General features: G+C 62.5%; 25 protein-coding genes and 1 tRNA gene. 17 read left to right on the top strand and 9 right to left on the bottom strand.

Going from position 1 to position 22,894, the window contains the following annotated elements; all coding sequences use genetic code 11:
- Positions 1 to 179: 179 nt before the first annotated feature.
- Positions 180 to 264 (bottom strand) — tRNA-Leu (locus AC07UR_RS32865).
- Positions 265 to 483: 219 nt separating this feature from the next.
- On the opposite strand from AC07UR_RS32865, the gene AC07UR_RS32860 reads away from it, so the two are divergent.
- Positions 484 to 993: a disulfide bond formation protein B gene (locus AC07UR_RS32860; RefSeq protein ID WP_173423498.1), complete on the top strand. Its 510-nt coding sequence runs from the start codon at positions 484 to 486 to the stop codon at positions 991 to 993.
- Positions 994 to 1,109: 116 nt separating this feature from the next.
- On the opposite strand, the gene AC07UR_RS32855 is transcribed toward AC07UR_RS32860, so the two are convergent.
- Positions 1,110 to 1,667: an HNH endonuclease gene (locus AC07UR_RS32855; protein WP_173423499.1), complete on the bottom strand. Its 558-nt coding sequence runs from the start codon at positions 1,665 to 1,667 to the stop codon at positions 1,110 to 1,112.
- A 107-nt stretch (positions 1,668 to 1,774) separates the two neighbouring features.
- Positions 1,775 to 2,422, bottom strand: a complete 648-nt coding sequence (locus AC07UR_RS32850) for a DNA-3-methyladenine glycosylase family protein (protein WP_209793144.1) — start codon at positions 2,420 to 2,422, stop codon at positions 1,775 to 1,777.
- 54 nt (positions 2,423 to 2,476) lie between these two features.
- Here AC07UR_RS32850 and gluQRS point away from each other — a divergent pair, with 54 nt between their 5' ends.
- Positions 2,477 to 3,367: a tRNA glutamyl-Q(34) synthetase GluQRS gene (gene gluQRS / locus AC07UR_RS32845; RefSeq protein WP_234942083.1), complete on the top strand. Its 891-nt coding sequence runs from the start codon at positions 2,477 to 2,479 to the stop codon at positions 3,365 to 3,367.
- A gap of 6 nt (positions 3,368 to 3,373) precedes the next feature.
- On the opposite strand, the gene AC07UR_RS32840 is transcribed toward gluQRS, so the two are convergent.
- Positions 3,374 to 4,255 carry a YihY/virulence factor BrkB family protein gene (locus tag AC07UR_RS32840; RefSeq protein ID WP_173423502.1) on the bottom strand — a complete coding sequence of 294 codons (882 nt, stop codon included), beginning with the start codon at positions 4,253 to 4,255 and terminating at the stop codon, positions 3,374 to 3,376.
- Between the two features lie 183 nt (positions 4,256 to 4,438).
- Here AC07UR_RS32840 and AC07UR_RS32835 point away from each other — a divergent pair, with 183 nt between their 5' ends.
- The 7 genes from AC07UR_RS32835 to AC07UR_RS32805 all read left to right on the top strand — a co-directional run bounded on the left by AC07UR_RS32835 (position 4,439) and on the right by AC07UR_RS32805 (position 9,941).
- Positions 4,439 to 5,272 carry an SDR family oxidoreductase gene (locus AC07UR_RS32835; protein WP_209793148.1) on the top strand — a complete coding sequence of 278 codons (834 nt, stop codon included), beginning with the start codon at positions 4,439 to 4,441 and terminating at the stop codon, positions 5,270 to 5,272.
- A 23-nt stretch (positions 5,273 to 5,295) separates the two neighbouring features.
- The gene (locus tag AC07UR_RS32830) at positions 5,296 to 5,499 is read left to right on the top strand and encodes a twin transmembrane helix small protein (RefSeq protein ID WP_077500997.1); all 204 of its coding nucleotides are present in this window, start codon (positions 5,296 to 5,298) and stop codon (positions 5,497 to 5,499) included.
- 16 nt (positions 5,500 to 5,515) lie between these two features.
- Positions 5,516 to 6,094, top strand: a complete 579-nt coding sequence (locus AC07UR_RS32825; protein WP_209793150.1) for a cob(I)yrinic acid a,c-diamide adenosyltransferase — start codon at positions 5,516 to 5,518, stop codon at positions 6,092 to 6,094.
- A gap of 30 nt (positions 6,095 to 6,124) precedes the next feature.
- Positions 6,125 to 6,919, top strand: coding sequence for a rhomboid family intramembrane serine protease (locus tag AC07UR_RS32820; protein ID WP_173423505.1), 795 nt, complete (start codon positions 6,125 to 6,127; stop codon positions 6,917 to 6,919).
- 288 nt (positions 6,920 to 7,207) lie between these two features.
- A complete protein-coding gene (locus AC07UR_RS32815) occupies positions 7,208 to 7,957 on the top strand; it encodes an electron transfer flavoprotein subunit beta/FixA family protein (protein WP_209790197.1) in 750 nt (249 codons plus the stop codon).
- 24 nt (positions 7,958 to 7,981) lie between these two features.
- Positions 7,982 to 8,911 (top strand): electron transfer flavoprotein subunit alpha/FixB family protein, encoded by a 930-nt coding sequence (locus AC07UR_RS32810; RefSeq protein WP_209793152.1) that lies wholly within the window; start codon positions 7,982 to 7,984, stop codon positions 8,909 to 8,911.
- 157 nt (positions 8,912 to 9,068) lie between these two features.
- On the top strand, positions 9,069 to 9,941 hold the full coding sequence (locus AC07UR_RS32805) for a 3-hydroxybutyryl-CoA dehydrogenase (RefSeq protein ID WP_173423506.1): 873 nt from the start codon (positions 9,069 to 9,071) through the stop codon (positions 9,939 to 9,941).
- Between the two features lie 74 nt (positions 9,942 to 10,015).
- Here the strand turns inward: AC07UR_RS32805 and tlpA are convergent, their stop codons facing one another.
- A complete protein-coding gene (gene tlpA / locus AC07UR_RS32800; protein ID WP_209793154.1) occupies positions 10,016 to 10,687 on the bottom strand; it encodes a thiol:disulfide interchange protein TlpA in 672 nt (223 codons plus the stop codon).
- 26 nt (positions 10,688 to 10,713) lie between these two features.
- On the opposite strand from tlpA, the gene argH reads away from it, so the two are divergent.
- The 4 genes from argH to AC07UR_RS32780 all read left to right on the top strand — a co-directional run bounded on the left by argH (position 10,714) and on the right by AC07UR_RS32780 (position 16,522).
- Positions 10,714 to 12,117 carry an argininosuccinate lyase gene (gene argH / locus AC07UR_RS32795; protein WP_209793156.1) on the top strand — a complete coding sequence of 468 codons (1,404 nt, stop codon included), beginning with the start codon at positions 10,714 to 10,716 and terminating at the stop codon, positions 12,115 to 12,117.
- Between the two features lie 150 nt (positions 12,118 to 12,267).
- Positions 12,268 to 12,462, top strand: a complete 195-nt coding sequence (lptM, locus tag AC07UR_RS32790; protein ID WP_077501004.1) for an LPS translocon maturation chaperone LptM — start codon at positions 12,268 to 12,270, stop codon at positions 12,460 to 12,462.
- Between the two features lie 15 nt (positions 12,463 to 12,477).
- Entirely contained in the window at positions 12,478 to 13,746 is a 1,269-nt protein-coding gene (gene lysA / locus AC07UR_RS32785) for a diaminopimelate decarboxylase (protein WP_209793159.1), read from the top strand.
- Positions 13,747 to 13,900: 154 nt separating this feature from the next.
- Positions 13,901 to 16,522, top strand: a complete 2,622-nt coding sequence (locus AC07UR_RS32780) for a TIGR02302 family protein (RefSeq protein WP_209793161.1) — start codon at positions 13,901 to 13,903, stop codon at positions 16,520 to 16,522.
- Between the two features lie 128 nt (positions 16,523 to 16,650).
- Here AC07UR_RS32780 and AC07UR_RS32775 read toward each other — a convergent pair whose 3' ends face one another.
- The 3 genes from AC07UR_RS32775 to AC07UR_RS32765 all read right to left on the bottom strand — a co-directional run bounded on the left by AC07UR_RS32775 (position 16,651) and on the right by AC07UR_RS32765 (position 18,578).
- Positions 16,651 to 17,010, bottom strand: a complete 360-nt coding sequence (locus AC07UR_RS32775; protein ID WP_173423511.1) for a response regulator — start codon at positions 17,008 to 17,010, stop codon at positions 16,651 to 16,653.
- Positions 17,011 to 17,303: 293 nt separating this feature from the next.
- Positions 17,304 to 17,849 carry a hypoxanthine phosphoribosyltransferase gene (gene hpt, locus AC07UR_RS32770; RefSeq protein ID WP_173423512.1) on the bottom strand — a complete coding sequence of 182 codons (546 nt, stop codon included), beginning with the start codon at positions 17,847 to 17,849 and terminating at the stop codon, positions 17,304 to 17,306.
- Positions 17,850 to 17,912: 63 nt separating this feature from the next.
- The gene (locus AC07UR_RS32765) at positions 17,913 to 18,578 is read right to left on the bottom strand and encodes a hypothetical protein (protein WP_209793163.1); all 666 of its coding nucleotides are present in this window, start codon (positions 18,576 to 18,578) and stop codon (positions 17,913 to 17,915) included.
- A 294-nt stretch (positions 18,579 to 18,872) separates the two neighbouring features.
- On the opposite strand from AC07UR_RS32765, the gene ftsE reads away from it, so the two are divergent.
- The 4 genes from ftsE to AC07UR_RS32745 all read left to right on the top strand — a co-directional run bounded on the left by ftsE (position 18,873) and on the right by AC07UR_RS32745 (position 22,265).
- On the top strand, positions 18,873 to 19,532 hold the full coding sequence (gene ftsE, locus AC07UR_RS32760) for a cell division ATP-binding protein FtsE (protein ID WP_173423514.1): 660 nt from the start codon (positions 18,873 to 18,875) through the stop codon (positions 19,530 to 19,532).
- A gap of 73 nt (positions 19,533 to 19,605) precedes the next feature.
- Positions 19,606 to 20,553 (top strand): cell division protein FtsX, encoded by a 948-nt coding sequence (locus tag AC07UR_RS32755; protein ID WP_412728434.1) that lies wholly within the window; start codon positions 19,606 to 19,608, stop codon positions 20,551 to 20,553.
- 96 nt (positions 20,554 to 20,649) lie between these two features.
- Complete coding sequence (locus tag AC07UR_RS32750; protein WP_173423797.1) at positions 20,650 to 21,348, top strand: YdcF family protein; 699 nt, start codon at positions 20,650 to 20,652, stop codon at positions 21,346 to 21,348.
- A 125-nt stretch (positions 21,349 to 21,473) separates the two neighbouring features.
- Entirely contained in the window at positions 21,474 to 22,265 is a 792-nt protein-coding gene (locus tag AC07UR_RS32745) for a lysophospholipid acyltransferase family protein (protein ID WP_209793167.1), read from the top strand.
- Here the strand turns inward: AC07UR_RS32745 and AC07UR_RS32740 are convergent.
- On the bottom strand, positions 22,262 to 22,825 hold the full coding sequence (locus AC07UR_RS32740) for a gamma-glutamylcyclotransferase (protein ID WP_209793169.1): 564 nt from the start codon (positions 22,823 to 22,825) through the stop codon (positions 22,262 to 22,264). The two genes, AC07UR_RS32745 and AC07UR_RS32740, sit on opposite strands and share 4 nt — an antisense overlap.
- Positions 22,826 to 22,894 lie beyond the last annotated feature (69 nt).

Raw genomic sequence — 22,894 nt, 5'->3', positions numbered from 1 at the left:
AATCCAAAACAGAATGATCATTCTGCTTTTAACGAAATCGGAGAGGAAGTCACTGCGACAAATCGGCAGTGACCTGGCGATGTGAGCGATGAGATGAGACTGCGCACGAAGCGCTTGATCGGCGTGCCGTCGACGACGGGAAGCCACGCTGGGACGTCATGCGGGAAAAGCTTAAGTGGTGGTGCCCCATGCCGGGGTCGAACCAGCACTCCTTTCGGAACTCGATTTTGAGTCGAGCGCGTCTACCAATTCCGCCAATGGGGCTCAGGGATATAAGATATCAGCGGCGTGGATTTACACGAAGGTTTTTGCCGTGGTCAACCACCATTTTCAACTTGCTCCGCAACAATCACGAAAGCGTGCAAAGACGACGCAGGCGAGACGATTTACAGCGCGCACCGTCGCACCTAAGAAGGCCATCATTCAGTTGCAATGCAGCATATGCCGGACACCAATCCCGATGCTTTCCCGCGTGAGGTACGCATGATCGACGCTTCCACCGCTTCCCGCCATCACCTCGTCATCGCCGTTCTCCTGACGCTCGGCATGGCGGCGACCGTTGGCGGCGCGCTCGGTTTCGAGCATATCGGCGGCTATATCCCCTGCGCGCTTTGCCTCTTGCAGCGCGACCCCTATTACTACGGCATCCCGCTCGGCATTCTGGCCGTCATCACCAGCGCCCTGAAGCTGCCGGCCTGGACGACGCGCACCCTGCTTCTGGCGATCGGCATCCTGATGCTCGTGGGTGCCGGCATGGGCGTATACCACTCGGGCGCTGAATGGGGCTTCTGGGAAGGGCCGTCAACCTGCGCGACGACGGCGCAGGGCGTATCGTCCAATGTCGGCGACCTCTTGGGTGACCTCGATTCCAAGCATGGTCCCTCTTGCACGGAAGCAGCGCTTCGGGTGCTCGGCCTCTCCTTTGCCGGCTGGAACGTCATTGCCAGCCTGATCTTTGCAGCGATTGCCCTGCGCGGCGCTGCCAAGGCCTGATTGAGACGTAAAATCACCTTTCGCCTGAAGAGACGGCCGCGTGAAGAGGTTCACGCGGCGTGGCTTTGCCCCGGCGTTCAAGGCGCTGTCGCCGACAATCCGATAGCCGAAATACCTCAGGGCTGCAGTTCGACATCCCAGTAGAGATAGTCCATCCAGCTTTCATGCAGGTGGTTCGGCGGGAATAGCCGCCCGTTGTTGTGCAGGTCCTGCACCGTCGGCTGGTAGGGCTTCTGGTGCGGGACCATGCCTGCCTGCTTCGGCAACTTGCTGCCCTTGCGCAGATTGCAGGGCGAGCAGGCCGCAACGACGTTGTCCCAGGTCGTCTGACCGCCATGGGCGCGCGGCACTACGTGGTCGAAGGTCAGGTCGTCGGGCGTGCCGCAATACTGGCATTCGAACTTGTCGCGCAGGAAGACGTTGAACCGGGTGAACGCCGGATGACGCGACGGCTGCACGTAGCTCTTGAGGCAAACCACGCTCGGCAACCGCATAGAGAAGCTGGGCGAGGAGACCGAGTGCTCGTACTCCGCAAGGATAATCACACGGTCAAGGAAGACCGCCTTGATCGCGTCCTGCCAGGACCAGAGCGACAAGGGGTAATAACTCAGCGGCCGATAGTCAGCGTTCAAGACGAGCGCCGGTAAGGCCTGCGGTGAGACTGCAATCGTCAAGCGTATTCTCCTGATCGATTCGGCATCTGCACCTTCTATATTAGGCCCGTTGCAACAGGATTGTGAAGCAGGAAAGAAAAAAGCGAACCTTGGATTCGCTTTTTCCTTCAAGGTGTCACAGGAACGGCATCCCGGCGCATTTCCTGCGCGTAATAGGCCCAGAACAGACGCGCCGCGACGCTGCGCCACGGCGCCCAGTGCGCGGCCAGCGAATCAATCTCGCGGGCGGTCGGGCGAAGCTCCAGGCCGAGCCCATGGCCGATGGCGTTCTGCAGCGCGACGTCGCCGGATGGAAAGACGTCCGGATGCCCGGCGCAAAACAAGAGATAGACCTCCGCCGTCCAGCGCCCGACGCCTTTGATCATCGTCAGCTCGCGGATCGCGTCCAACGCTTCGACATTGCAGATCGCGTCGAGGTCGATATCGCCGGCAACGACCGCCTGCGCCACCCGCCGGAGTGTATCGGCCTTGGCGCGGGAAAGCCCGATCGCACGGCAATCCTCGTCGCTGAGCGAGAGCGCGGCAGGCGCGGTAATCTCGCCGAGCGCGCCTTCCATGCGTTTCCAGATCGCCGCAGCACTCGCCTTCGAGACCATCTGCGACACGATGATACTGGCAAGCCCGCGATAGCCGGGATCCGTTCGCCTGAGCGGCACCGGACCGGCCCTGGCCACGACATGTTCGAGACGGGCGTCGAGCATCACCAGGCCGGCAAGACCCGCCTCGATGTCCTCATGTGTCCGGATGATCCGCATGGCGCCTCCAAAAAGCGGATGATTTTTATACCGCTTCCATGTCAAAGGGAAACGATGGCAAAGACGTCATCCGCACAACCCGTTTTCCGTTTTGCACCGAGCCCGAACGGACTTTTGCATCTGGGCCACGCGCTGTCGGCGATGCTCAACCACGATATGGCGCAAGCGTCGAACGGGCGGTTCCTGTTGCGCATCGAGGATATCGACCGGACGCGCTGCCGCCCCGAGTTCGAAACGGCAATCGTCGACGACCTCGCATGGCTCGGACTTGAATGGGAACAGCCGGCGCGTCGACAATCGGATCACCTCGACGTCTACGCATCCGCCTTGAAACGGCTTGATGATATGGGCCTCGCCTACCCCTCCGCAATGTCCCGCGGCGAGATCAAGGCGGCGGTTGCCGATGCCGAAACGCGGGGCCTTGTCTGGCGGCGCGATCCGGATGGCGCACCACTCTATCCCGGACGCGAGCGCGATCTGGGCCGCGACGCGCGCAACGCCATTCTTGCCGGAAACAAACCCCATGCCTGGCGGCTGGACATGCAAAGGGCCGTGCTTGCGGCCGGCGCAACGCCCCTGACCTGGCAGGAGACCGGCCACGGCCCGGAGGGAGAGACGGGCCTCATAGCGGCCGATCCGACGGCCTGGGGCGATGTCATCCTGTCGCGCTCTGATGCGCCGTCAAGCTATCATCTGTCCGTCGTCGTCGACGACGCGCTGCAAGGCATTACCCATGTGGTGCGTGGCCGCGACCTCTATCATGCAACTGCGGTGCATCGCCTGTTGCAGCGGCTCCTCGACCTGCCGGAGCCGGTCTACCATCATCACCGCCTTTTGCTCGGCGCGGACGGCCGGAAACTCTCCAAGAGCAATCGCGACACTGGCATCTCCGCCTTCCGCGAGGCTGGCCGCACACCGGCGGACATCAGGGCATTGATCCTCTAGGCGAACCTAATCCCCGGTCGCGCGCTGTCCCTGGAAGCTGCGCCGCACCATGCGCTTGACCCGGTACTTGAGGATGGCCGCGTTGATCTCGGCGCCGATGATGAAGATCGCCGCGACCATATAGAGGAACACCAAGACGATCATGATCGAGGCAAGGCCGGCATAGGTCGAGACATAGGTCGCAAAGGTCGAAAGATAGTAGGCGAAGGTATAGCCCCCGATCGTCCAGCAGAGCAGCGTCAGGAAGATACCGGGCAACACGTCGATCACCTTGCGATGCCCGTCCGGCAGCCACAGATGCGACATGAAGAGCCCCCCCGTGACCACGACCAGCGCCAGCGGCAGGCTCCAGTTGTCGACGGTCGCCAACACCCCGTCAAGCCAGGGCAGCCATTCGCCGGCGTAGCGAAGTGCAAGCGGCACCGCGACGAGCAGGATGCTGAGCGCTGCCAGGATCAGCACCCCGGCAATCACGAAGCCGAGGCTGGCGAGGCGCGTCACATACCAGTAGCGGCTCTCCGTCACCCTATAGGCGCGGTTGAGCGACACCCGCAGCGCCTCGACGCCATTCGAGGCGAAATAGGCGGCCGCGAGCACCGAAACAGTCAACAGGCCCCCACGCGGAATGGTCAGCACCTGGACGATCTCGTTGGCGATCGGGGTGGCGATCGATTCCGGCCAGGCGTCGAAAATGAGATGAACGGCGGTCTCGGCAAACTGATCGGCCCCGAGGAAACTACCGAGTGCCGTGCCGAAAATCAGGAACGGAAAGACGGCAAGCAGCGAGGAGAGCGCCACATGGCTCGCCATGGCCCAGCCGTCGTCCAGACTGAAGTGCCATAGCGCATCGAACACGACTTTCCAGGTGATGCGTATAAACGATGGCATTTCCACTCCGGCCGAGTGGCACCAGGGTCACCTGCATTCGCATGCGGGGCCTCCGATGCCGTTCCATGGCTTTGGCGCTCGGCCAACCGCGACAACGTACACGGGTTCGGGCTCGCGCAATTCAATTGTATCCCGCCGATGAATATGGGAAACGGGGGCAGGATTTCTACAGGAATCGACAGGATGTCCGATCGCCCCACAATCATTGTCACCGGATGTTCATCCGGGATCGGCGCCCATTGCGCCCGTGCGCTCAAGGCCGACGGCTGGCGGGTGTTCGCCACCGTCCGCCGTGAAGACGACCGCAGCGCTCTAGAAAACGAGGGCATCGAAACCTTCCTGATGGACTATACCCAGGCGGCAACGATCGCCGCTTTGGTCGAAGCCGTGATGGCGCGTTCGGGCGGCCGCATCGATGCTTTGTTCAACAACGGCGCCTATGGCCAGGCCGGTGCCGTCGAGGATCTGCCGACCGAGGCCTTGCGGCTGCAGCTCGAAACCAACGTCATTGGCTGGCACGACCTGACGCGCCGGGTGATCCCCGCCATGCGCGCCCGCGGTAGCGGCCGCATCGTGCAATGCTCCTCCATTCTCGGCATAGTTCCCTATCGCTGGCGCGGCGCCTACAACGCCTCGAAGTTCGCGATCGAGGGGCTGTCGCTGACGCTGAAGATGGAGCTCGCAGGCAGCGGCATCGAGGTCAGCCTGATCGAACCGGGACCGATCGCCTCCAGGTTTACCGCCAATGCCGTGACCTATATCGAGCGCTTCATCGACCTGAAGACATCAGTGCACCGGGTCGAATACGAACGGCAGTTGCGACGGCTGAAAGGCGAAAGCAAGCCGGCCGCCGGCAAGCTCGGCCCGGAGGCGGTCTATGCCGTGCTCAAGCATGCGCTGACGGCAAAAAGACCCAAGCCGCACTATATTGTAACAAGGCCCGCCAGGCAGGGTGCGCTCCTGAAGAAGCTCCTGCCGGCAGCATTGTTTTACCGCATAATCGGCCGCCTAGGCTGATCGTAAACGCAAGGAAGCATTCGATGTCCAGTTTCTTCACCGGCCTGACCCTGCTCGTCATGGGCCTGGTCGTCATCGTCCTGATCCGTGGCCTCGTGAACATGGCCAAGGGCGGCAGCGGCAACACCTCCAACAAGCTTATGCAGGCGCGCGTCCTGTTGCAGGCAGTCGCCATCGCCCTGATCATGCTGACGCTGTGGCTGACCGGCGGTGGCCGCCCGTCTTAAGGAACCTGACGACATCATGGTCAAGCTCAACAAGATCTACACCCGGACGGGAGACAACGGCACCACCGGGCTCGTCGCCGGCCCGCGCCGCCTGAAGAGCGACCTCAGGGTCGATGCCTATGGCGCTGTCGACGAGACCAATGCCTTTGTCGGCGCTGCCCGGCAATACACCGCCGACGTGCCCGATCTCGATGCCACCTTGATGCGGATCCAGAACGATCTCTTCGACCTCGGCGCCGATCTCGCCACGCCCGATACCGGCGAGAAGCCGGAATATGAACCGCTTCGCATCGTCGCAAGCCAGGTCGACTGGCTCGAATCGGAAATCGACCGGCTGAACGCCGACCTTGAACCGCTGCGCTCCTTCGTGTTGCCGGCCGGCAGCGCCGCATCGGCCGCACTCCATGTAGCGCGCACCGTTGCCCGCCGCGCCGAGCGGCAGATGGTGGCGCTGGCGCAGATCGAGACAGAAATCGTCAGCCGTGAGGCGATCGCCTATATCAACCGGCTGTCGGATTTCCTGTTCGTGGCCGCCCGCTGGGCCAACGACAAAGGTCAAGCCGACGTCCTATGGATTCCCGGAAAAAACCGATAACGTCCAGGGAATCACGCTTCGGGAGACCGCATGTTCATACCGCTTCACGATAAGAACACCCTGAAGTACATCAAGGTTCAGTATGTGACGATCAGCCTGATCGTCATCAACATCGCCGTCTGGCTGATAACCGGCCCGATCGCCACCGAAGAGTTCGCCAATGCGACGCTCCTGGGTTTCGGCTACATACCGGCACTCGTCTTCGACTATGCCCAACTCGACCCGTCGCTGATCATCGTGCCCGATGGCTTTACCTTCATCACCTACTCCTTCCTGCATGGCGACTTCATGCATCTGGCGATGAACATGCTGTTCCTCTGGGTGTTCGGTGACAATGTCGAGGATGCGCTCGGGCACTTTCGCTTTCTGGTGTTCTATTTCGCCTGTGCCGCTGCCGGAGCCCTGGCGCATGGCCTGCTCGACCCGGCATCGGAAGCGCCGCTGATCGGCGCCTCGGGCGCGATCTCCGGCGTGGTCGCCGCCTATTTCCTGCTGCATCCGAAGGTGCGCGTCTGGGTTCTGGTGTTTTTCCGCATTCCCTTGCCCCTGCCGGCGGCCATTCCACTCGCCTTCTGGATCGGCCAGCAATTCTTCATGCTGGTGGTCGATCCGGGTAGTGGCGTCTCCTGGAGCGCCCATGTCGGCGGCATCGTCGCCGGGCTCGCGCTGGTGGTCGTTTTGCGACGCCGCGGCGTGCCCCTGTTCGACCGCACGATCGTCACACCGCGCGCCGTCGAACACAAGGTTGAGTCCGTCGTCGTCCTGCCACAACCCCTGCCCGAAACGCGCAAACCGCCGACGCCGTGGGGTCGCCCAACGGCCTGAAATCGTCAGCTGGGCACCGCGCGCACCGCAGTTTTCCTATTATTTCAAAGGGTTGATTGTCGTTTCCTGACCGGAGAAAAACACCGTTGCCGCATCTGCGAAGAGGTCTTGTCAGGCTACTTTCTTACGTGTACGTAAACGTTATTCCAATTCTCGGGGTTATATCGATTTAGCGCCATGCACAGTGATTGTAATTGGAGAAAAAACGCGTATCGATGTCGCCAACCGACAATCAGGCGGCTCCGTTAAGGCGCATTTTCCTGCGAAAGCTCTTGGAGGGAAGAATCCATGAAAATACTTGTGACGGTTAAGCGGGTGGTTGACTACAACGTCAAGATCCGGGTGAAGGCGGACGGCTCGGGTGTCGAGCTTGCCAATGTGAAGATGTCGATGAACCCGTTCGACGAGATCTCGGTGGAAGAGGCGCTGCGGCTGAAGGAAGCCGGCAAGGCCGACGAGGTCGTGGTCGTGTCGGTGGGTCCGGCCAAGGCCGAAGAGACGCTCAGGACCGCGCTCGCCATGGGTGCCGACCGGGCGATCCTTGTCGAGACCGAAGACCAGGTCGAGCCGCTCGCCGTCGCCAAGATCGTCAAGGGTGTGGCCGAGGCCGAACAGCCCGGCCTGATCATCGTCGGCAAGCAGGCGATCGACGACGATTCGAACCAGACCGGCCAGATGCTGTCGGCGCTACTCGGCTGGGCGCAAGGCACCTTTGCCTCCAAGGTCGAGATCGGTGATGGCAAGGCAACCGTGACCCGCGAAGTCGACGGCGGTCTGCAGACGATCGACATCAAGCTGCCGGCAGTCGTCACCACCGACCTGCGCCTCAACGAGCCGCGTTATGCCTCGCTGCCCAACATCATGAAGGCGAAGAAGAAGCCGCTCGACAAGAAGACCCCTGCCGACTTCGGCGTCGACACGACGCCACGGCTGAAGGTGCTGAAGACCGAGGAGCCGGAAGGCCGCAAGGCCGGCATCAAGGTCAAGTCGGTGGCCGAGCTGGTCGAAAAGCTCAAGACCGAAGCCGGCGTACTTTAAGTTTCAGGAAAGGGAGATTTCATCATGGCTATTCTGCTTCTGGCTGATCACGACGGCAGCCACCTTTCCGACCAGACCGCCAAGGCGCTGACGGCAGCGAGCAAAATCGGCGGCGACGTGCATGTGCTGGTGGCCGGTGCCGGCGCCAAGGCGGCAGCTGACCAGGCCGCCAAGCTTTCCGGCGTCGCCAAGGTGCTGGTGGCCGAGGATGCAAGCCTTGCCAACAACCTGGCCGAGCCCTTGGCAGCCCTCATCGTCTCGCTGGCCGGCAGCTACGACACAATCCTTGCTGCCGCCACTTCGGTCGGCAAGAACGTGCTGCCGCGGGTTGCAGCGCTTCTGGACGTCGTCCAGGTCTCGGAAATCACCGAAGTTGTCTCTTCCGACACCTTCAAACGTCCGATCTATGCCGGCAACGCCATCCAGACGGTGCAGACGACAGAGGCCAAGCGCGTGATCACCGTGCGCACCGCCTCGTTCGCCTCGGCCTCAGAAGGCGGATCGGCGTCGGTCGAGACGATCGCGGCAGCCGCCAACCCGGGTCTGTCGACCTTCGTCGCCGACGCGCTGTCGTCGTCGGATCGCCCGGAACTGACCTCGGCCAAGATCATCATCTCGGGTGGCCGGGCGCTCGGTTCGTCGGAAAAGTTCCAGGAAGTCATCCTTCCGGTTGCCGACAAGCTCGGTGCAGCCGTCGGCGCATCGCGTGCCGCGGTCGATGCCGGTTACGCGCCGAACGACTGGCAGGTCGGCCAGACCGGCAAGGTGGTCGCGCCCGATCTCTACATCGCCTGCGGCATCTCCGGTGCGATCCAGCACCTGGCCGGCATGAAGGACTCGAAGGTCATCGTCGCCATCAACAAGGACGAGGAGGCACCGATCTTCCAGGTCGCCGACTACGGCCTCGTTGCAGACCTGTTCGAAGCCCTGCCGGAGCTTGCAAAGGCGCTGTAACCATTCGCCAACCGCACGGCCTGAGCCTCAAGGAAAAGGGCTGGCAAAAGCGCGGACTTGGCATTAACAATCTACCGGGCCGGCCAGACCGGCCCGGTATTTTCGTATATGACGGCGGCACGGCCGCCAAAATTCTTGAAGATGGATGTTCGCCGCGATGATCAAGACGGTCGGAGTTATTGGTGCCGGGCAAATGGGCTGCGGCATTGCGCATGTTTCGGCCATGGCCGGATACAAGGTGCAGATCTACGATCTTGCCGCTGACCGCATCGAGGCGGGCCTTGCCACCGTCAACGGCAACCTTGCTCGTCAGGTGTCGTCCGGCAAAATGACCGACGAGGCCCGCAAGGCAGCACTTGCGCTGATCAAGGGTTCGTCCGACATCAACGACCTCTCGCAGGTGGACCTCGTCATCGAGGCGGTCACCGAAGACGAAACCATCAAGCGCAAGATCTACGGCCAGGTATGTCCTGTCATGAAGCCGGAAGCGCTGCTTGCGACCAACACCTCGTCGCTGTCGATCACCCGCCTGGCATCTGCCACCGATCGTCCGGAAAAGTTCATGGGCATCCATTTCATGAACCCGGTTCCGGTCATGAAGCTGGTCGAGCTCGTGCGCGGCATCGCAACCGACGAAGGCACATTCAAGGCCGCCAAGGAATTCGTCGGCACGCTCGACAAGACCGTGACCGTCGCCGAAGATTTCCCGGCCTTCATCGTCAACCGCATCCTGCTGCCGATGATCAACGAAGCGATCTACACGCTCTATGAAGGCGTCGGTACGGTCGAGGCGATCGATACCGCCATGAAGCTCGGCGCCAACCATCCGATGGGCCCACTGCAGCTTGCCGACTTCATAGGCCTCGACACCTGCCTGTCAATCATGCAGGTGCTGCACGACGGCCTGGCGGACTCCAAGTACCGCCCCTGCCCGTTGCTGGTCAAATACGTCGAGGCCGGCTGGCTCGGCCGCAAGTCCGGTCGCGGCTTCTACGACTACCGCGGCGACGTCCCGGTGCCCACGCGCTAATCGACCCAATTCAGAAATTCCAAGCCCGGCGAAATGCCGGGCTTTTCAGTTGTCGGAGGGTGATGGCCAGGCGATCAGCTGCCGGCGGCGGGCGCGATTGCCGCGCCGATCAGCGCCTTGGCGTCGTCGCTGTCCCACGCGGCCGGGCCATTCATCGAACCGATCAGGCATCCCTTGTCGTCCAGCAGCAACGTTGCTGGCAGGCCGAAGGCAAGACCTTCCTTCTTCAGATTGTTGAAGACGCCCATCGACGCATCGCGATAGTAGCGAAGGTCATGGACTGCGGTTTCGTTGAGGAAGGCCTTCGGCTTTTCGTCGTCGCCGACATCGATGTTGATTGCGACCACCTCGAACTTGTCACTGCCGAGCGACTTCTGCAGCGCATTCAGCGCCGGCATCTCCTCGCGGCAGGGTCCGCACCAGGTGGCCCAGAGATTGACAAGCAGGGTCTTGCCCGCAAAGGCTGAAACCGTCGTCGGCTTGCCCTCAGGATCGCTGAAATCGAGCGCGATCGGGCGCGGCGACGCGGCCGGCGACATCGCGGCCACCTGCCCCTTCATGAACGGTGTCAGCGAGGTTACCTTTTCGCCGGTCAAGGGGCATACGGCAGCCGCCGTTTCGGTCGTCTCGGCATTGCCAGACCCCGTCTCCTTCACGTATACCGCAGCCGCACCGACGATCACGCCGAACACGGCGGCGAGCGCGAACAATTTCACGGCCGGGGGGGATTTCTTCTGGTCGGACATTTCATTCTCCAAGGCGGGCATTCTTCATGGCTGACGGCAATTCCGAGACGAAATCCTCCAACCAGATGTGGGGCGGTCGCTTCGCCTCGGGTCCGGACGCGATCATGGAGGAGATAAATGCCTCGATCGGCTTCGACAAGAAGCTCTATGGCCAAGACATCCGCGGCTCAATAGCGCATGCGACCATGCTTGCGCATCAAGGCATCATTTCGGCTGAGGACAAAGACAAGATCGTTCACGGTCTCAACACGATCCTGTCAGAGATCGAAAGCGGCCAGTTCGAGTTCTCGCGCCGCCTCGAAGACATCCACATGAACATCGAGGCGCGGCTTGCGACCCTGATCGGGCCGGCCGCCGGCCGGCTGCACACCGCCCGCTCGCGCAACGACCAGGTGGCGCTCGACTTCCGCCTCTGGGTCAAGGAAGAGCTGCAGCGGACCGAAAAGGCCCTGACCGGCCTGATCGCCGCCTTCCTCGACCGCGCCGAGGAACATGCCGAGACCGTCATGCCCGGCTTCACCCATCTGCAGACGGCCCAGCCCGTCACCTTCGGCCATCACTGCATGGCCTATGTCGAAATGATCGGCCGCGACCGCTCGCGCGTGCGCCACGCCATCGAGCATATGGACGAAAGCCCGATTGGTGCCGCCGCCCTTGCCGGCACCGGCTTCCCGATCGATCGCCACATGACCGCCAGCGCCCTCGGCTTCGCCGGCCCGACCCGCAACTCGATCGATACGGTTTCCGACCGCGATTTCGCGCTCGAATTCCTGTCGATCGCGGCGATCGCCGCCACCCACCTGTCGCGCCTGGCCGAAGAGATCGTCATCTGGTCGACGCCACAGTTCGGCTTCATCCGCCTGTCCGACGCGTTTTCGACCGGCTCGTCGATCATGCCACAGAAGAAGAACCCGGACGCTGCCGAACTGGTGCGCGCCAAGACCGGCCGCATCAACGGTTCGCTGATCGCCCTTCTGACCGTCATGAAGGGCCTGCCGCTCGCCTACTCCAAGGACATGCAGGAAGACAAGGAACAGGTCTTCGACGCCGCCGAGAGCCTCGAACTCGCCGTTGCCGCGATGACCGGCATGGTGCGTGACATGACCATCCGCGCCGACCGGATGAAGGCGGCTGCCGGCTCCGGCTATTCGACTGCGACCGACCTTGCCGACTGGCTGGTGCGCGAAGCGGGCCTGCCCTTCCGCGATGCCCACCACGTCACCGGCCGTGCCGTAGCCCTTGCCGAGCAGAAGACCTGCGACCTCGCCGATCTCACGCTCGAAGACTTGCAATCGATCCATCCCCAGATCACCGCAAAGGTGTTCGATGTGTTGACTGTCGAGGCCTCGGTTGCCAGCCGCACCTCCTTCGGCGGCACGGCCCCGAACGAGGTTCGCAAGCAGATCGCCTGGTGGCGCGCCCGCAACTGATGCTTGTCTCCCGAAACTGCCCGTCAGTTTCGGGGCAACGCCCTTCCTCGACACAAGCGCCTGAAACAGGTCGCAGAATCAGGGTGCACAAGCGCCGGAAAAATCGATAAGACATCGCACCAGCATCAGTCTCCGCGAAGGAAAATCACGATGACATTCACGAAGGCGGCCCGGTTTGCGCTTCTTCTGGCGATCCCCGGGCTGGTTCTTGCCGGTTGTGGACGCAAGGGCGACCTCGACCGACCCGGCTCGACGGCACCGATCAACACCTTGACCCCTGCCGGAACCGTCGAAAAGAAAGAACAGGCAGACGACCGCCGTTTCCTGCTCGATCCCCTCCTCTAAGCCGAGCCACGCCCCGTGAATCATTTCGAATACCGCGACGGAATCCTCTACGCCGAAGACGTGCCGGTGACCGACATCGCCCGTGCCGTCGGCACCCCCTTCTACTGTTATTCGACCGCGACGCTCGAGCGGCACTACAAGGTCTTCTCCAAGGCCTTTGCCGACGTCGACGCTATGGTCTGCTACGCCATGAAGGCCAATTCGAACCAGGCCGTGCTGAAGACGCTTGCGCGCCTTGGTGCCGGCGTCGATGTCGTGTCCGGCGGCGAACTGCGCCGGGCGCTGGCTGCCGGAATTCCAGCAAGCCGCATCATGTTTTCGGGCGTCGGCAAGACCCCGCAGGAAATGGACCTGGCGCTCGAGGCCGGCATCTACTGCTTCAACGTCGAGTCCGAGCCGGAACTCGAAGTCCTGAACCAGCGTGCCGTTCGCGCCGGCAAGCGCGCGCACGTCTCCTTCCGCATCAATCCGGACGTCGACGCCGGCACTCATTCGAAGATCTCGACTGGCAAGAAGGAAAACAAGTTCGGCATTTCGTGGGAGCGCGCCCGCGCCGTCTACGCCCATGCCGCAACGCTGCCGGGCATTCAGGTCACCGGTATCGACATGCATATCGGCAGTCAGATCACCGAGCTGCAGCCCTTCGACGCCGCCTTCAAGCTCTTGCGCGAACTGGTCGATACGCTGCGCAACGACGGCCATGCGATCGATCACGTCGATATCGGCGGTGGTCTCGGCATTCCCTACAAGGAAGACAACAACCCGCCGCCGCTGCCCGACGCCTATGCCTCGATCGTCAAGAGCCAGCTGCAGTCGCTCGGTTGCAAGATTGTCACCGAACCCGGCCGGCTGATCGTGGGCAATGCCGGCATCCTCGTGACCGAGGTCATCTACGTCAAGGATGGCGGCGACAAGACCTTCGTCATCGTCGACGGCGCCATGAACGACCTGATCCGTCCGACGCTCTACGAGGCCTATCACGAGATCAGGCCGGTGCGCATTTCGGCCGCCAATGCCCCCCGCATCAAGGCTGACGTCGTCGGCCCCGTCTGCGAGACCGGCGATTATCTGGCGCTTGACCGCGAAATGGCCATGCCGAAGCCGGGTGATCTTATCGCCGTCAGCTCTGCCGGCGCCTATGGCGCGGTCCAGTCCAGCACCTACAACAGCCGGCTCCTGATCCCGGAAGTGCTGGTCAAGGGCGACCGCTTCCACGTGATCCGGCCGCGCCGGAGCTACGACGAGCTGATCGGGCTCGATTCCGTCCCGGACTGGCTCGACTGAGCCACGCGCCGGATCGAACGATGATCTGTGGATCGCCCGCACGGGCGATCACGATTTTGTTGTCGCCCTCGTCTTCGCCACAAACGATGTTATCCTGAACCTTCAATAGGTCGGTCACGAACGGTCATGAACGGCCGAAAGGGAACTTGGGCGGATGACGCAATTCCGGCAGGATGAAACGCCACAACCGAAGTCGTTTGCCAGGACGCTGGCACTGAAGAGATTTGTCGCGCGGGCGGTACTGATCGCCGAGCAGGTTTTGCCGCGCGCCCTCGTTCCCGCTTCGATCGTCCTTTTGTTTCTGTCGGCTGCCTGGCTCGGCCTCTTCCGCATCGCTCCGCTTTGGCTGCATGCCAGCCTGCTCCTAGGCTTTCTCGTCGCCTTCGTCGCTTCGCTCGTCCCGCTGACCCGGTTGCGATTGCCTGGCAATGTCGATGCCGACCGCATGCTGGAGGAGCGCAACGACCTGCCGCACCAGGCGATCCGCGTCCAGGACGACATGCCGGCAACCGGCGGCGCTTTCGGCCAGGCGCTGTGGCGCGAACACCAGACGCGCATGGCGGGCATGATCCGCGCACTCGACACTGGGCTGCCGCGTCCCGACATTGCCCGCCACGACCCCTTTGCGCTGCGCGCCCTGCCGGTGCTGATCGCCTGCGTCGCCTTCGCCTATTCCTATTCCAACCGGGCAGGGCTGCTCTCGGACGCCTTCCACCTGCCGCAGCCTGCAAGCGAAGTCGCCGACATAAGGGTCGACGCCTGGGTGACGCCGCCCGCCTACACCGGACGCGCACCCGTCTTCCTCACCGGCCGCCAGGGCGTCACTTCCCAGGCCGACGAAACGGCTGCAATCACCATTCCGCAATTCAGCGACCTGACCGTGCGCGTCACCGGAGCCGGGGTGGAAGAGACCGTCCGCTACTCCGAGAACGGAACGGCAGAGCCGATCGTCATCCCGACCGCCGGTGAAAGACCGGACGAAAAGACTGCATCTGCAGAACCCGTCGCACAGACGGCGCCCGACAATAAGACGGTTCGCAATCACCTCTACAAGATCGTCAAGGACGGTGAGCTTTCCGTCGGGGGTCAGAAGTGGACGTTCAAGATAACCCCTGACAGCGTGCCGCAGATCGCCTTCGACGGCGTGCCGAAGCCGACGCCCAACGCGTCGCTCGACATAACGTTCCTCGCATCCGACGACTATGGGATCGCGCAGGCCTGGGCCGAGATCAAGCCGCTGGATGAGCCTGTGAAGGACGCACGGCCGCTCTATCCGCTTCCCGAATACCGGCTCGATCTGCCGCGCCGCAATGCCCGCGAGGCCAAGGGCACGACCAGCCGCAACCTCAGCGAACATCCGCTCGCCGGCAAGCGCGTTCGCATCACGCTCGTTGCCCGCGATGCCGCCGGACAAGAAGGTCGCAGTGTCCCGCAGGACATGATCCTGCCGGCACGGCAATTCTTCAACCCCTTGGCAGGCTCCGTCGCTGAGCAGCGCCAGGTCTTCGCCCTCAACGCCAACGACCTGCCGCGGGCGATCGACCTCAATGACGCGATCGCCAGTTTCGCCGAGGAAACGATCCCCAATCTTACCCATTTCCTGCTTTTGAAATCGGCCCGCTCGCGCATGGCCCTGGCGCACAACGACGACATGCTGCGCGATGCGGCCAAACATCTCTGGGAAATCGCGCTTGGCATCGAAGACGGCGATCTGTCACTTGCCGACCGTCGCCTGCGCGATGCACAGCAGGCGCTCTCGGACGCGCTCGAGCGCAACGCGCCCGACGAGGAAATCGCCAAGCTGATGAAGGAACTGCGCGAAGCGATGCAGGAGTACATGCAGGCGCTTGCCAAGGAGGCGGCGAAGAACCCGCGCATGGCTGCCAATCCGGATCAAAACAATGTTCTGCGCCAGCAGGATCTGGAAAAGATGATGAACCAGATCGAGAACCTGGCGCGCTCTGGCGCGCGCGATCAAGCCCGCCAGATGTTGTCCGAACTACAGCGGATGATGAACAATCTGCAGGCCGGCCGCGGCCAACAACAGCAGGGCGAACAGAACAGCGCCATGCGCCAGCAGATGGACAAGCTCGGACAGCTGATGCAGGAGCAGCAGCGACTGATGGACGAGACGTTCAAGCTCGACCAGGCGCAGCGTGACCGCATGCAGCGCGGTGACCCGCTGCAGGGCGAAGACAACGAGCTCTACGGCCAGGACATGCCACAGGATCCGGGCCAGCGCGGTGACGAAAACGGCGAGCCAAACCCGCTTGACGACATGACGGCCGAGCAGCTGAAAGAAGCGCTGAAGCAGCTGAAGCAGCAGCAGGACGCACTGGGCAAGCAGCTCGGTGAACTGCAGAAAGGGCTGGAAAGCCTCGGCATCAAGCCGGGCAAGGGTTTCGGCGACGCCAAGCGCGAAATGGACGGCGCCTCCGGGTCTCTCGGCAAGGGCCAGGGCGAACCGGCCGTCGGCAGCCAGGGCCGCGCACTGCAGGCGTTGCGCGAAGGCGCCCAGGACATGATGAACCAGATGCAGGCCCAGGGACAGGGACCGGGTCAGGGCGTGCCACAATATGGGCAGAACGGCCGCGATCCACTCGGCCGGCGCCAACAGAATGCCGGCCCTGACTTCGGCGACCAGGTCAAGGTGCCGGATGAAATCGATACCCAGCGGGCGCGCGAGATTCTCGACGAGATCCGCCGCCGGCTCGGCAACACCCTGTCGCCGGAAGCCGAGCGGCAATACCTCGAGCGATTGCTCGACATGCGCTGACCCTCGATCAGAAAAACAGCCGGAAACAACAACGCCCTTGGCGCGGAACCGCGCCAAGGGCGTCTTCAATTTGTAAGATCGTCAGACCGCCAAGGCACTGCCCGCATTCGGGTCGCGGGACAGAGACGTCAGGCAGCCAGCGCCTGTGCCACGGCCTTGCGGATATCTGGCAGAGAAAAGGGCTTGGAGATGACGTCGACGATCTTGTCGGCGAGATCGTCGGCTCGTTCGCGTTGCTCGGCGTAGCCGGTCATCAGCAGGATCTTCATCGCCGGAAAGGCGGCGGACGCCTGGTGGGTCAACTCGATACCGTCCATCACGGGCATGCGGATGTCCGAAAGAAGCAGATCGAAATTCTCGGTCTGCAGGCAGGCAAGTCCGTCTGCGCCGTCTCCAGCCTCCACGGTCTCATGCCCATCGAGCCTTAGGGCTCGCGCGACGAACGAGCGCAATGCATCCTCGTCCTCGGTAATCAGGATCTTCGCCATCATGGCCTCCCGCGTTCGCTGCGACGGCACGGCTCTATCGCGGAGAGACCGGCCCATTCCAATGGATACGGCAACGCTCACGAGAAATGTGACGGCAGGCCGCAGCGGCGCGCAAGACCCTTGAGGGGACGAAGCGCGACACGCCCCCAAACAACCAGCTTTTTCTTTGTGTTCGGTAAACGCCGGGCGGCTGGATTTCGGAATGTCGGATCGGCAGGCCCGGTTCCGGGCGATCCCGGAGGTCGTTGCAGCGCCACGGTCGCAAATGCCGCAGCGCTGCCTACTCTCGCCTTTTACTCGGCGTCGCCGGTGACAACACCCACGAACGGCAATTCGCGGAACGCATAGGCGACGTCCATGCCGTAACCGACGACGAAGTGATCAGGGCATTCGAAGCCGACATAATCGGCCTCAAGTTCGACCTTGCGCTTCACGCGCTTGTCGAGCAGCACCGCGATCGTGACGTTGCGGGCGCCGCGCTCGAACATCAGTTCCTTGGCAAAGCGCAGGGTGCGGCCGGACTCGAGAATATCGTCGATCAGAAGCACGTCGCGGCCATGCACGTCGCTGTCGATGTCCTTGATGATCTTCACGCCCTGGGAGACCGTGCCAAGCCCGTAGCTCGACAGCGTGATGAACTCGACCTCAGGTGCAAGCCCGGTGTTGTGCATGGCACGGATCAGGTCTGCGGCGAAGATGAACGAGCCCTTCAACACCGCGATCACCAGCAGATCCTTGTGGGGACCTTCGACGATCATGTCGGCAAGCTCGGTGTTGCGTGCGGCGATCGTTTCTGCCGTGTAAAGGGGCTCGATATTCTTTCCGCGAACGACGGGCATGCGGTTTCTCCAGCGTTTCTTCCGGAAGACCAGCGCCTTCCCTTTCGCGCCCGCTTAGCACAATCAGCGCGCGGAGACACCGTTTTCGGCGAAGGAAACCTTCACTTCCGGCATTTTTCCACCTGCATATGGGAGCCTGGTCACGAAGCGGCGGCTCTCGCCGGGCGAAATGGCAGCGCCCTCCGGCATCAGTCGCGTCGCCGTAACCTTGCGGCCGTTGTTGACAATATCCACCACGATCAACGGCAAGCGCTGCAGGTCGGAGGAGGAATTGTCGATGGAGCCGTAGACGGAAAGTACCCGCATGCCGCCGGAATAATCGAGCGAGGTGGTGATGTCGGAGATGGCCAACGGATCGCGCGCAACCCCGCCACCGGTCGAAAGCGCGATAATGCCCGCAAAGACCGCAAGCGCGAAACCGGCGACAAGCCCTGCAAACTGGCGGGCCGGCATGGCGCGCAGCCGCGCCTCGGCGAAGGACAGCAGACGCCTTGCCGCGGTCTGCTCGTCGCGAACGACCGTCAGGATCGGGGCATCGCGTCGGGTCTGCTTGCTGTCGTTGAAAACCGGATAGGGATTGCGACGGGCCGTCGTTGAAACCGTCTCGAACTCTGCCTCGATGTAGTCGACGCGGCGCGCGGCGGTTGCAGGCTTTCGCCGGGCGCGGTCCGGCGGAAGCAGATCGGCATAGGCCGTGGCGCCAGCCGTTTTCGTGCGGAATGCCTGCATCGCTTTTCCTCCCGGATCGCCGACGGACGTACCATCAGTGCGAAACCATCGGGCAATGCGCCGATCCCGTGCGGTGCAAGAATCTGGGCATTGCATCAAATCTTTCCGACACGTAAACCAAAATGGTTAATGCTTCGGAAAGAGGTCGCGAAACCGGCGTCTTTTCATGAAAAATTAACCGCTGCTTAACCATGGTTCCGCTGGCGGTTTTGCCTTTCGTTGCTTGTCGTCCTATGCGCAGATGACCGGCCTTCAGCAAAACTGCATGGGTCGTGAGAGAGACTGGGCTACCCTTTGATTCATTTTGAGAACGTCGGATTGCGTTATGGTATGGGGCCGGAAATTCTTCGGGACCTGACCTTCGATATTCCGCGTCGGTCGTTCCAGTTCCTGACCGGCCCATCCGGCGCCGGCAAGACGACGCTTCTGCGCCTGCTCTTCCTCTCGTTGCAGCCGACGCGCGGCCTGATCCGCATGTTCGACCGCAACATTTCGACGATCCCGCGCGAAGAATTCCCGATGCTGCGCCGCCGCGTCGGTATCGTCTTCCAGGATTTCCGCCTGCTCGACCACCTCACCACCTACGAAAACGTCGCCCTCCCCTTGCGCGTGCGCGGCAAGGACGAATCGAGCTACCGCGCCGACGTGCTGGAACTGCTGAAATGGGTCGGTCTTGGCGAACGTATCAATGTGTTGCCGCCGGTGCTGTCGGGCGGTGAGAAGCAGCGCGCCGCCATCGCCCGGGCGCTGATCGACCGCCCCGAAATCCTGCTCGCGGATGAGCCGACCGGCAACGTCGATCCGCCGATGGCCCGCCGTCTCCTCAACCTCTTCCTCGAGCTCAACCGGCTCGGCACAGCCGTCGTCATCGCCACACACGATCTGTCGCTGATGGATCAGGTCGAGGCGCGGCGCATGATCCTTTCGCAAGGGCGGCTCGATATCTATGAGTGAGAGCCGCACCAAACGCACCCACGAGGTGCCGGAGCAACAACCGGAACCGCAGCAGCAGCCACGCCGTACCGAGATGCGCGTGCGCCCGATGGGGCCCATTGTTCCCTCGACGAACGTCTCCGGCCACGCGCTGATGTGCGTCATCGCCATCATGTCGTTCCTCGCCTGCCTGACGCTCGGCGGCGTCAGCATGGTGCGGGCCACGGCACAAAGCTGGCAGAGCCAGATTTCCCGCGAGATCACCATCCAGATCAAGCCGGATGACAATCTCGACATGGAAAAGGCGCTGGCCGACGCGCGCGACCTGGCCCTGACCTTCAGTGGCGCGACCGGTGGCAACATCGTCGACCGGGCAGCCACCGCACGCCTGCTCGAACCCTGGCTTGGCGAGGGCCTCGACCTCGACGAATTGCCGGTTCCGCGCCTTGTCATCATTACCATCGATGAAAACAACCCTCCCGATTTCGCCGCCATGCGCAAGGCGCTGACCGAGATCATCCCCCAGGCCTTTCTCGACGATCACCGCACCTGGGTCGACCGGCTGGTGGCGATGGCCAACACCACCGCGATGATCGGCACCGGCGTGCTCGTCCTTGTCTTTTCGACCATGGTACTGACGGTCATCTTCGCCACGCGCGGGGCTCTCTCCGGAAACCGCCATATCGTCGAAGTGCTGCATTTCGTCGGCGCCGAGGCCGGTTTTGTGGCGTCGGAATTCCAGAAGCATTTCCTGAGGATAAGCCTCAAGGGGGCCGGTGCCGGCGGGCTGCTGGCGGCACTGTTCTTCGCGCTTGCCGGCTATTGGCAATCCCGCACCCTCGCAACCCCGGAAACCGATCAGGCGACAGCCCTCTTCGGCACGTTCACCATCGGTTACGGTGGGTATCTCGGCATTCTTGCCATCATGATCGTGATTGCGGTGTTGACGACGCTGACGGCGCGGCTCACGGTAACCCGCACGATCTATGAGATCGACCTGATCCGCTCCGACCCCGGACGCACGGATACCTACCAAAGCTGACGCCCCGATGTTTCGCCTTTATTCGATCCATGACTTGCCGCAATCTGGCGCTATCTGAAGAGAATCATGATGGCGCAAGGACTTCGCGGGAGCGGGATGGCCGGAGGAGGTAAATGGCAAGGCGGGGCCGAGCAGGAACGCCGACGCCGTGGTCCTTTGCGCAAAATTCTCCGCCGGACGTTCTTCGTTCTGCTTGTGCCGTTTGCGATCGTCGTCGCGGCCTTCCTCAATTTCGCCGACACCGTCGCCTCGCTGCAGCCACCCGACAACCCGAAGGCAGAGGCGATCGTCGTCCTGACCGGCGGCTTCCAGCGCATAGACCAGGCGGTCGATCTGCTGAAGTCCGGGGCCGGCAAAAGGCTGCTGATTTCGGGCGTGCACCCGGCAACGACAGGCAGCCAGATCCGGCGCAACACCCAAAGCTCGGCCGATCTCTTCAAATGCTGCGTCGACATCGGTCACGAGGCAATCGACACGATCGGCAACGCCACCGAGGCCAGCCAGTGGATCAGCGACCGCGGCTACAAGCGCGTGCTTGTCGTGACCAACAATTACCATATGCCGCGTAGCCTGCTGGAGCTGCGCCGCGCCCGGCCGGAGACCGAATTCATCGCCTATCCCGTCGTCAATTCCGATCTCAAGACGACGAACTGGCTGCGCAATCCGATGGTGCTGAAATCGATCCTGCTGGAATTCGGCAAATATACCGTCGCCTCCGTGCGCGACATCGCCGGCGCCCGGCCGGCGAGCGGTTTGCGCACCGTTCCCTCGCGGGCGACACCGGCCGAAGAATAGACGTCGGCACGCTTCCATCAGCAAAGTGAGAACGAGCGGTTTTCCTGCGGCGTTTATTCGTGTACGCAGCGATCCACCGGTCCACGGGCCGGATATAACTGAACTCGCCTCTCGAGAGCCTGCTGATGATCGTCCTGCGTTCGGTCCTTTTCAATCTGGTCTTTTACGTCAATCTGATCCTGCAGATGATCGTCTTTACGCCGGCCTATTTTCTGGTGTCGCGAAAGACGGCCTGGTTCGTTCCGAAGAACTGGGCGCGCAGCAATCACTGGCTGTTCGAAAAGATGGTGGGCACGACCTTCGAGATCGAGGGTTTGGAGAATATTCCGAAGAGCGGCTACATCTTTGCGCCCAAGCACCAGTCGTTCTGGGACGTCTACGCGCTCCTGCCCTGGCTGAACGACCCCTTCTTCATTCTCAAGCGCGAGCTGACCTGGATCCCGCTCTTTGGCTGGTACATCCGCAAGCAGCGCATGGTGCCGGTGAACCGGGCTGCCCGTGGCCGCGCCATGACCGAGGTCATGGATCGTGCCAAGCAGGAAATGGCCTCCGGCCGCGAGCTGATCATCTATCCCGAGGGCACCCGCCGTCCGCCCGGCGCGCCGCCGCACTACAAGTATGGCATCGCCCGGCTCTATCGCGACCTGAATGTGCCTGTCGTGCCGGTCGCCATGCATCCCGGCCTGTTCTGGCCGCGCCGCAAGTTCCTGCGCTTCCCCGGTCATTTCAAGGTGCGCGTGCTGCCGCCGATCGAGGCCGGCCTCGATCCGGACGAATTCCTCGCCCGGCTGATCGAGGTGACCGAGACGGCAAGCGACGAGCTTCTGCTCGAGACCGTCAGGGACAACCCGCATCTGCCGCTGCCGCCGACGGCAAAGCAGCGCCTCGCCGAGTTGAAGGCGATGGGCCGCAGCTAGATCGGCTGCGGCTGCGCTGCAGCCGGCGACTTCGCGTTCAGCGTCGCCACGACTTCTTCGAGCCAATGATCGCGAATGCCCATCTCTTTCAGGTGGGCAAGCGTGTTGAACACATATTCGCTGTTCGGGCCTGACTTTCCCGACGAGACGGCGACGATCGCCGCCGCTTCCGGGGCGCTGAGCGCGCCGGCATATTGCACATGGGCGCGATCGATCACGTAGGTCAGCGCCGGCACGCGCCGCCCGTCGGCAAGCTGCACCGGCATCGTCTTTTCCTTGTAGACATGGGTGACCAGCTCGCGCTCGCGCAAATAGTCGACGACCGCGGTCTTGTCGCTGCCATCGACACGAAAGGCCGTGCCGATGCAGGAGCCGCCATAGTCGAGCCCGAGCACCAGTCCTGGCCGCTGCTGCGTGCCGCGGTGGACCCACGATCGCACGCACAACGCCCGGCGATAGCCGAACGCCCGCGCCGTCGATCTTTCCTCGAACCGGAAGCCCGGGTTCCACATCAGCGACCCGTAGCCAAAGACCCAAAATTCGTCCATATCCACTGTCATTCAATCCGCGCTGTCTGCTCGTCGCCGAATCGTCGGCTCATCGGTGGCCAGCCATGTCGGTTTTTCTAC

Source organism: Ensifer sp. GW821-FHT05G01, from assembly GCF_059419585.1.
The sequence above is the reverse complement of the archived record's forward strand: the minus strand, read 5'-3'. Positions and strand labels throughout refer to the sequence as shown.

What these genes read in the sequence shown, in the direction of transcription:
- tlpA (WP_209793154.1), bottom strand. Translation starts at nt 10,687, where the DNA reads ATGTCCGACCAGAAGAAATCCCCCCCGGCCGTGAAATTGTTCGCGCTC.
- AC07UR_RS32830 (WP_077500997.1), top strand. Translation starts at nt 5,296, where the DNA reads ATGTCCAGTTTCTTCACCGGCCTGACCCTGCTCGTCATGGGCCTGGTC.
- AC07UR_RS32860 (WP_173423498.1), top strand. Translation starts at nt 484, where the DNA reads ATGATCGACGCTTCCACCGCTTCCCGCCATCACCTCGTCATCGCCGTT.
- AC07UR_RS32745 (WP_209793167.1), top strand. Translation starts at nt 21,474, where the DNA reads ATGATCGTCCTGCGTTCGGTCCTTTTCAATCTGGTCTTTTACGTCAAT.
- gluQRS (WP_234942083.1), top strand. Translation starts at nt 2,477, where the DNA reads ATGGCAAAGACGTCATCCGCACAACCCGTTTTCCGTTTTGCACCGAGC.
- lptM (WP_077501004.1), top strand. Translation starts at nt 12,268, where the DNA reads ATGACATTCACGAAGGCGGCCCGGTTTGCGCTTCTTCTGGCGATCCCC.
- hpt (WP_173423512.1), bottom strand. Translation starts at nt 17,849, where the DNA reads ATGCCCGTCGTTCGCGGAAAGAATATCGAGCCCCTTTACACGGCAGAA.
- AC07UR_RS32805 (WP_173423506.1), top strand. Translation starts at nt 9,069, where the DNA reads ATGATCAAGACGGTCGGAGTTATTGGTGCCGGGCAAATGGGCTGCGGC.
- AC07UR_RS32810 (WP_209793152.1), top strand. Translation starts at nt 7,982, where the DNA reads ATGGCTATTCTGCTTCTGGCTGATCACGACGGCAGCCACCTTTCCGAC.
- AC07UR_RS32775 (WP_173423511.1), bottom strand. Translation starts at nt 17,010, where the DNA reads ATGGCGAAGATCCTGATTACCGAGGACGAGGATGCATTGCGCTCGTTC.
- AC07UR_RS32825 (WP_209793150.1), top strand. Translation starts at nt 5,516, where the DNA reads ATGGTCAAGCTCAACAAGATCTACACCCGGACGGGAGACAACGGCACC.
- argH (WP_209793156.1), top strand. Translation starts at nt 10,714, where the DNA reads ATGGCTGACGGCAATTCCGAGACGAAATCCTCCAACCAGATGTGGGGC.
- AC07UR_RS32780 (WP_209793161.1), top strand. Translation starts at nt 13,901, where the DNA reads ATGACGCAATTCCGGCAGGATGAAACGCCACAACCGAAGTCGTTTGCC.
- AC07UR_RS32755 (WP_412728434.1), top strand. Translation starts at nt 19,606, where the DNA reads ATGCGCGTGCGCCCGATGGGGCCCATTGTTCCCTCGACGAACGTCTCC.
- AC07UR_RS32765 (WP_209793163.1), bottom strand. Translation starts at nt 18,578, where the DNA reads ATGCAGGCATTCCGCACGAAAACGGCTGGCGCCACGGCCTATGCCGAT.
- AC07UR_RS32820 (WP_173423505.1), top strand. Translation starts at nt 6,125, where the DNA reads ATGTTCATACCGCTTCACGATAAGAACACCCTGAAGTACATCAAGGTT.
- AC07UR_RS32850 (WP_209793144.1), bottom strand. Translation starts at nt 2,422, where the DNA reads ATGCGGATCATCCGGACACATGAGGACATCGAGGCGGGTCTTGCCGGC.
- AC07UR_RS32740 (WP_209793169.1), bottom strand. Translation starts at nt 22,825, where the DNA reads ATGACAGTGGATATGGACGAATTTTGGGTCTTTGGCTACGGGTCGCTG.
- AC07UR_RS32840 (WP_173423502.1), bottom strand. Translation starts at nt 4,255, where the DNA reads ATGCCATCGTTTATACGCATCACCTGGAAAGTCGTGTTCGATGCGCTA.
- AC07UR_RS32815 (WP_209790197.1), top strand. Translation starts at nt 7,208, where the DNA reads ATGAAAATACTTGTGACGGTTAAGCGGGTGGTTGACTACAACGTCAAG.
- AC07UR_RS32835 (WP_209793148.1), top strand. Translation starts at nt 4,439, where the DNA reads ATGTCCGATCGCCCCACAATCATTGTCACCGGATGTTCATCCGGGATC.
- AC07UR_RS32750 (WP_173423797.1), top strand. Translation starts at nt 20,650, where the DNA reads ATGGCCGGAGGAGGTAAATGGCAAGGCGGGGCCGAGCAGGAACGCCGA.